This window comes from Bradyrhizobium sp. th-b2 (assembly GCF_000426785.1).
Taxonomy (GTDB): domain Bacteria; phylum Pseudomonadota; class Alphaproteobacteria; order Rhizobiales; family Xanthobacteraceae; genus Bradyrhizobium; species Bradyrhizobium septentrionale.
Map to the genome: position 1 here is coordinate 138,962 of NZ_AUGA01000023.1, position 7,196 is coordinate 146,157.

Annotated in this window: 4 protein-coding genes and 3 pseudogenes; 6 read left to right on the top strand and 1 reads right to left on the bottom strand. The window is 62.9% G+C overall.

Annotation, left to right across the window (positions count from 1 at the left end; all coding sequences use genetic code 11):
• Positions 1–47: 47 nt before the first annotated feature.
• From K359_RS0126620 to K359_RS0126655, 6 genes and pseudogenes are all read left to right on the top strand, one after another.
• On the top strand, positions 48–926 hold the full coding sequence (locus K359_RS0126620; protein ID WP_035977158.1) for a dienelactone hydrolase family protein: 879 nt from the start codon (positions 48–50) through the stop codon (positions 924–926).
• Positions 927–948: 22 nt separating this feature from the next.
• Positions 949–1,561: pseudogene (locus K359_RS53125) on the top strand (LysE family translocator).
• A 681-nt stretch (positions 1,562–2,242) separates the two neighbouring features.
• Positions 2,243–3,457, top strand: coding sequence for a GGDEF domain-containing protein (locus tag K359_RS0126635; RefSeq protein ID WP_029082042.1), 1,215 nt, complete (start codon positions 2,243–2,245; stop codon positions 3,455–3,457).
• A gap of 138 nt (positions 3,458–3,595) precedes the next feature.
• Positions 3,596–4,216: an N-acetylmuramoyl-L-alanine amidase gene (locus K359_RS0126645; RefSeq protein ID WP_035977160.1), complete on the top strand. Its 621-nt coding sequence runs from the start codon at positions 3,596–3,598 to the stop codon at positions 4,214–4,216.
• A gap of 531 nt (positions 4,217–4,747) precedes the next feature.
• A pseudogene (locus K359_RS0126650) lies at positions 4,748–4,888 on the top strand (N-acetylmuramoyl-L-alanine amidase); the annotation flags it as partial.
• Positions 4,889–5,177: 289 nt separating this feature from the next.
• Positions 5,178–6,737 (top strand): winged helix-turn-helix domain-containing tetratricopeptide repeat protein, encoded by a 1,560-nt coding sequence (locus tag K359_RS0126655; RefSeq protein WP_029082045.1) that lies wholly within the window; start codon positions 5,178–5,180, stop codon positions 6,735–6,737.
• Positions 6,738–6,959: 222 nt separating this feature from the next.
• On the opposite strand, the pseudogene K359_RS63410 reads toward K359_RS0126655, so the two are convergent.
• Positions 6,960–7,196 (bottom strand): annotated as a pseudogene (locus tag K359_RS63410) (aminoglycoside phosphotransferase family protein); the annotation flags it as partial.

A 7,196-nucleotide genomic window follows, 5' to 3' on the forward strand; every position in this document is an offset into this window, starting at 1 on the left:
GCCGACCGCCGCTTCCGCCGCCCCGGACGCCGTGATATTGGCGGCTGATGTCCCGCCCGTGGTCGATCGTCGGACTGGTCTGGTTCATGTTCGCGATCGCGGTGCCCGTCGCGGCGGCGGAGGCGATTGTCAATTTCCCCTCGCTGGACGGCGCGACCGACCTGATCGGCCATCTCACTCGTCCCGAGGGCGACGCGCCGCGGCCGGCGGTGGTCCTGATGCACGGCTGCTCCGGCCTCAACGACAAAAAGGGCCGCATGTTCGGTCTCTACCGCGCCTGGGCGCGCGCGCTTGCCGCGCAAGGCTACGTCACGCTGATCGTCGACAGCGCGACGCCGCGCGGTCTCGGCCAGACCTGCTCGCGCGGACCGGACGCCCGCCGGATGTGGCGCGACCGGCCGAAGGACGCCTACGGCGCGCTCGGATATCTGCAGGGGCAGCCGTTCGTGAAGCCTGACCGCATCGCGCTGATGGGCTGGTCGCAGGGCGGCGGGGTGGCGCTGCTCTCGATCAACGACAAGAGCATCGGCCGCCCCGCCGCGCTGGTACAGGATTTCGCCGTCGCGGTGTCGTTCTATCCCGGCGTGTGCGCCGACATCTACCAGTCAAGGCCGTACACCAATGTCGAGCCGGACAGCTGGACCACAAGGGTGCCGCTGCTGGTGCTGATCGGCGAGGCCGACGTCTGGACGCCGTTCAAGCCGTGCGATGCCTTCATCGCGGCGGCCAGGGCGCGCGGCAATCCGGTCGAGCTGAAGAGCTATCCCGGCGCGGTGCACGCCTTCGACGCGCCGAACCTGCCGCGCACCGAGCTGCCGCAATATCAGATGCACGACGGCTCAATTCCCGTGATCGGGACCGATTCCGAAGCGCGCAAGGATGCCTTTCCCCGTGTGCTGGACTATCTGAAGCAACATCTGGAATGACGTGACCCCGTGAGGATTTGAAATGACCTGGTCCTTCCTGCTGACCACCCTGATCGTGGTCGCTTCCCCCGGCACCGGCGTGCTCTATACGCTGGCGGTGGCGCTGACCCGGGGCTCGCGGGCGAGCGTGGCTGCGGCGTTCGGCTGCACGCTCGGGATCGTGCCGCAGATGATCGCGGCGATGCTGGGGCTCGCCGCCATCCTGCACACCAGCGCACTGGCGTTCGCGGCGCTGAAATGGGGCGGCGTGATCTATCTGCTCTATATGGCCTGGCAGGCGCTGCGCGAGCGCGGCGCGCTCGCCGTCGACACCGGGATCAAGCCGCGCTCGAGCGGGCGGGTGATCGTCACCGCCATCCTGATCAACATCCTCAATCCAAAGCTGTCGATCTTCTTCCTGGCCTTCCTGCCGCAGTTCATCGCCGTCGACGAGCCGCATCCGCTGGCGCGGATGGTCGAGCTGAGCGGTGTGTTCATGGCGATGACTTTTGCGGTGTTCGGGGTCTACGGGCTGTTCGCGGCGTCGGTGCGCGAACCGCGTCATCACCCGGCCGAAGGTGATGGCCTGGCTGCGGCGTAGCTTTGCCGCGGGCTTTGCCCTGCTCGGCGCCAAGCTTGCCTTCGCGGAGCGCTGACCGCGTTTCGCCACCGTTGATGCAGGCAATAAAAAAGCAGGCCTTGCGCCTGCGGTGTTGCCCCATCCGTCTGGGGCCGACTTATTTGGATTGGTGAATTTGAAGTTGATATTGTTGCGGCCGGTGGTCCTGATCTGGATGCCCCGATCTGGGTGCCCGGGCAGGGCAGAGCCGCTACCCGGGCAAGAAACGGGTTACTTCTTCTTGGCGGCCTTCTTCTTCTTGGGGGCCTTTTTCGCCTTCGCCTTCTTCGCTTTCTTAGCCATAGTATCCTCTCAAGGTTTCATGGATTGAAACGCGACTCCGAGGCATGCTTGGCGGAGGGCCAGCCTCGCAACATCCTCAGTAGCAAACTCAGCAGATTCGGAGGCGGCTGCCGCGTGCTGTCACGGCGCTGTCATTGTGTTATCCACAGTTGTTAGCTGTTTTAGCCAGCTTTTTGCCGCGCTACGTGCGCCGCGCGTCACATCCGTCATGCTTAACGATGCGCAAACGGCCGATGCGCGCATCTTCATCAATTCAAAACCACAGCTTGGATTGGAGCATTGCGGGTGACAGTCCGTTAAGCGGCGCGGCCGCATCCTGTCCCGCAAGACAACGGGGATTGTCATTGGGGAAGCGCCCTAGGGGCGGCGGTCATTTCAGGAGAGGCGAGACCGATAGGGGTCTCGAACAGGGGCGATGTTGAGCGTTCCGACGCTTTGGACGGTATTCGTTATCAATTTTCTCGCGCTCGGCCTGATCTGGGCCTATGTCGCGCGCAGCTATCCTGCCTTCGGTGCGGCGCAATTCTGGACCGCGTCGGCGTTCGCCGCGGCGGCCGGTGCCTCCTGTGCCATGCTCCGCGTGATGCTGACGGACTCGCTGCTGCCGCTGCTGGCGGCGGGGACGCTGATGGTGTTCGCCGCCGGCCTTGCCGCGATGGGCATCGAGCGGTTCTACGGCAAGCCGGTGGGCTGGCGCAGCACCATGCTGACCACCGTGCTCACCTTCGCCGGCCTTACCGTCTTCATCTTTGCCTATGACAGCATGCCGATGCGCATCCTGGTCTACACCATCGCGCAGGTCACGCCGTTCGCGTTGACGCTGAAGCTGCTGCTGTCGCCCGAGAACGGCCGCGTCAGCCCCGGCGCGCGGCTTGCCGGCATCGTCGCTTCGCTGCTGATCGGCATCTATGCGCTGCGTGCCATCGGCGCGCTGCTACAGCCCGGCGAATTCTCCTTCGTTCGCTTCAGTGCCGGCCAGTCGCTGGTGATCCTGCTGATGGTCTTCCTGTCGATGGCGCTCAATTTCGGCTTTCTGCTGATGGCGATCGACCGGCTGCGCAACGAGGTCGCCGACCTCGCGCTGCTCGACGACCTGACCGGCGTCGGCAACCGCCGCCATCTGCTGCAGCGGCTGACCGAGGAATGCGCGCGCTCCGACCGCAACGGCGAGGCGTTCGCGCTGCTGGTGATCGACCTCGACGGCTTCAAGGGCATCAACGACACCCATGGCCACGCCGCCGGCGACGCCTGCCTGCAGCACTTCACGCTGATGGCGCAGACCAGGCTCCGCCCCGGTGACATGCTGGCCCGCACCGGCGGCGACGAGTTCTGCATCGTGCTGCCGTCCTCGACGCTGCGCGAGGGCGCGATGATTGCCCGCCGCGTGCTGGAGGTCTGCCGCGCCGATGCCGAGCAATGCACCGGCCAGGACATTCCGATCGCGGTGTCGATCGGCGTTGCGCAATGGAGCCGCGAGATCGGCATGCATCCCGACCGCCTGATCGCCGCCGCCGACCATGCGCTGTACGACGCCAAGAAAGGCGGCAAGAACGGCTATGCGACCTACGAGCCCAGGCTGCCGCCCGAGATCGCCGATCTCGTGGAAGCGACCCTGCGCAAGCGCGCCTGAGCATGCTAGAGCATGATCCGGAAAAGTGTGTAGCGGTTTTCCGAAAAGATCATGCTCAAATCAAAAAGATAGAGTCGGATGACGATTCGGAGAAAAGTCATCCCGCTCTATCGAGGGACGACACTGGATCCTTCCGTGATGATGTCTCGCCTGCTCGCCGTACTTGCTGCGCTCGTGCTGTCCTCCGCGGTATCGGCTGAAACGCCCGATCTCGCGACCATCGCGCGATCGCAAGGCACGCCTGAGATTCCCGGGTTGAAAATGGTCTGGCTGTCGCCCTGGGGCGACGTCGCCAAGTCCCATCCCTGGCGCAACATCATCGTGCACCAGACCGAGGGCCCGCAGGGCTCGGCGCGGTTTGGCGCAGCAGAGCAGCACAACCACCCGACCCGGCGCGGCGTCATGGTCTGGGTCGAAACCGACGGCACGGTCTATTGGGCAGTTGCGGACAATTTGGTCCCGACCCACACCGACGGCGCCGACCGCAACGACAACAAGTATATCGATAACAGCAAGACCTATCGGCAGGTGAACAAGGACACCTCGATCGGCGTCGAGTTCGCCGGCAACTATCCCGACGTCGCGAAGGGGGCGACCGATGCACAGATCGCGGCGTGGCGGGTGCTGGTGAAGGTGTTGCGCGCGCGTTACGGCATCCCGCTCGACCGCGTCTATGCGCACAACTGGATCGACTTCAAGGACGCCCGCTACTGCGAAGGCTGCGCACTCGCGACGATGGCGCGCGAGTGGGGGGAGTAGTCGTTAACGACGCTCAGCAATTTCCAGCCTGGGCGAAATCGCTTCGAAGCCTGTTAAATTTTGCTGGGTACCTCTTCCGAGCATAGGGATGAGGGGAAAGATATGAGTAAGCGGGCCAAACGTGGGAAGACAGAGACGCTCGCACTACCGGTGGTCGGAAGAGTTGCAATTGGCGCCATGGCCGCTGCCGCATTGGGGTACAGCTTGCTGTCGCGCCCGGCGAGCGTTCAACCGATACGGAGGCCGTCCGCGCACCAAGTTGTGGCACCGTCGACTCCACCTCATGTCTCGACTCCAACTCATGCACTAGCGTCAGCTCCGGCGCCAATCCCGGTCCCGACGCCTCAGGTCGAAACACCGAAGGCCGCTGACGTTCCCGGAAGGCTCGTTCGCCAGGTCTACAACTGAGAGCAAACAGACATTCAAGTCGTCGGGTTTAATTCGGCTTCTGGCCCTTAGCCGACATCACCAAGTGCGCCTCGCTTGTCCGCTCCCGAAGCTGATGCCCCAGGGCGCAACATCAAGGCGCTAACGGACGCGCAGATCGCGGCGTGGCCGGTGCTGCGCGCGCGTTACGGCATTCCGCTGGAGCACGTCTACGCGCACAACTGGGTCGACTTCAAGGATGCCGGCTGCGCGCTCGCAACCATGGCACGGCAGTGGGGCGAGTAGGGGTGGGTACTCGTTAAGATCCCGGAGGTCTGCTTTCGAGGATGAAGCGGAAACCCGATCCGACCTCCGGGATATCGCCTTCTGACCCAACTCGGACATTCGAAGGGTTTTGTCCGCTGGCAGTGTTCGCTTCAATAAGCGAAGCGCTGGATTGGCCTTGGGACTACCGCGAGAGTGCGAGGGCATGAGGGCGCGTGACAAACGGCTTACATTTTCCTTAGCGCCGGCCTATTCTTTTGGCGTGAGGCGTCACTCTGGTGACCTCAAAGGGCAACCGGGGGAATGTGCATTGCGCTATTTCTTCGAGCACTTCGCGTTCGACATCGACCGGCGCGAGCTGCGGCGTGGACCAGACGTAGTGCCTACAACGCCTCAGGTTTTCGATTTGCTCGATTACTTGATCCGCAACAGGGCGCGGGTCGTCAGCAAGGACGACCTCGTAAACGCCATCTGGAAAGGACGTGTCGTATCCGACGCGGCACTGACGACCCGCCTGAACGCTGCTCGAAGCGTCATCGGCGACACAGGCGATGAGCAGCGCCTTATCAAGACGCTGCCACGAAAGGGGTTTCGTTTCATCGGACGAGTGCGGGAAGAACGGGGCAGGACCCCATCAGGTCCCGATGACTTAGCAGACCCGGAAGAGCTCTCTCTCGCGCTTCCCGAAAAGCCCTCGATCGCTGTATTGCCGTTCGAGAACATAAGCGGTGATCCCGAGCAAGAGTATTTTGCCGATGGAATGGTGGAGGAGATCACTACGGCGCTTTCGCGGTTCAAGACCTTGTTCGTGGTCGCCCGAAATTCAAGTTTCACCTTCAAGGGTAGAGCCGTGGACATCAAGGAGGTCGGGCGCAGGCTTGGCGTGCGCTATGTGCTTGAGGGATCTGTGCGCAAGGCATCGGGAAAGGTTCGCATAGCAGGACAATTGATCGATGCCGCTACCGGGGCGCATATGTGGGCGGACAGTTTTGATCGAGACCTGAGCAGCGTCTTCGCTCTCCAAGATGAAATCACGCTCGCCGTTGTCTCCGCGGTTCAACCAACGCTGCTCCAAACGGAAATTGCAATGGCGACGCGGCGCCGACCCGAGAATCTCACTGCATATGATTTCTATCTCCGGGCCGTGCGCGAGTTCCGTTCGATGACTCGGGAAGGGCTTGCCGAGGCGATAAGGCTGGCTCATCGCGCCTTGGACCTCGACTCTGGGTTCGGCCTAGTTGCTGCCTTGGCGGGCAACTGTCACGCGCTCAACGTTGCTTTTGGCTTTGCTGTCGACCCTCAATTCGAGCGTGAGGAAGCAATTCGACTAGTTCGCCTGGCGTTGAGCGTCGACGATAGTGACGCAGACACGTTGGCATGGGCAAGCTTCATCTCGGCAATCGTGATCGGAAATCATGAAGCCGAGATCGAAATGGCGGACAGGGCGGTCGCGCTCAACCCGAATTCATTTCACACCCTCGCCTGTAGAGGTCATGTCTGTAGGATTGCGGGGCGGCCCGAGGAAGCAATTCGGACCTTTGAACGTGCCGTACGCATGAGCCCGTTAGACCCGGTTCTTCACGTGGTGTTTACCGGGATCGGGATGGCCTTGATTGAGCTTGGCCGCTTTGACGAGGCCGTCGAAGCAGGAAAGAAGGCTCAGCGTCAGAACCCTTCCTATTCGTCGGCTTACCGCTGCCTCGTTTCCGCATACGCCCATCTCGGACGCGATGCAGAGTCACGCGAGGCAGCGAAGCATCTGCTCGAAACCGATCCTGCCTTCACAATATCAACGTGGATGGCCCGCGGCGGGCAATCAAACGCGAAGCTGCTGACCGAAGGGCTCCGGAAAGCGGGGTTACCCGAATAGATTTCCGATGGCACCAAGGTGACGGGGTCGTGGCGCCCAGGTGCGGTCAATGCGTCCGCTTTTGGCCCGAGGCTGACGGCCTGCATGACCGTCGCGAACTTTCGCTCTTCGAGGTGAACCGGAGGTCCCCCGGTTCGGTCGCTATCGGCGGCTTCTGACCCAAAGAAGACACTGAGGGCTCGCTTCGACAGGCCACTCCGGCTCGCGCGCGACCAAAATAATTCAGTCTTCCGAGCGCAGGGCCGCCTCGACGCGCTGGATCAGCCGCTCCCGCATGTCAGGCATGGCCCCGCCGAGCAGGAGGAAGACGCGGACGATCGGCAAATAGGGCTGCATCGCCGCCGTCAGCGCCACAGGCGCTATGCCGGCCAGCCGCGCATACTCCGCCTGCAGAACCGAATTGACCGTGGCCCGCTCCGGATCGTCGGCGTGTTCGGGGCCAATCTCGGCAAGCAGGAC

Coding starts and splice junctions, on each gene's coding strand:
- K359_RS0126645 (WP_035977160.1), top strand. CDS start 3,596: ATGATGTCTCGCCTGCTCGCCGTACTTGCTGCGCTCGTGCTGTCCTCC.
- K359_RS0126620 (WP_035977158.1), top strand. CDS start 48: ATGTCCCGCCCGTGGTCGATCGTCGGACTGGTCTGGTTCATGTTCGCG.
- K359_RS0126635 (WP_029082042.1), top strand. CDS start 2,243: ATGTTGAGCGTTCCGACGCTTTGGACGGTATTCGTTATCAATTTTCTC.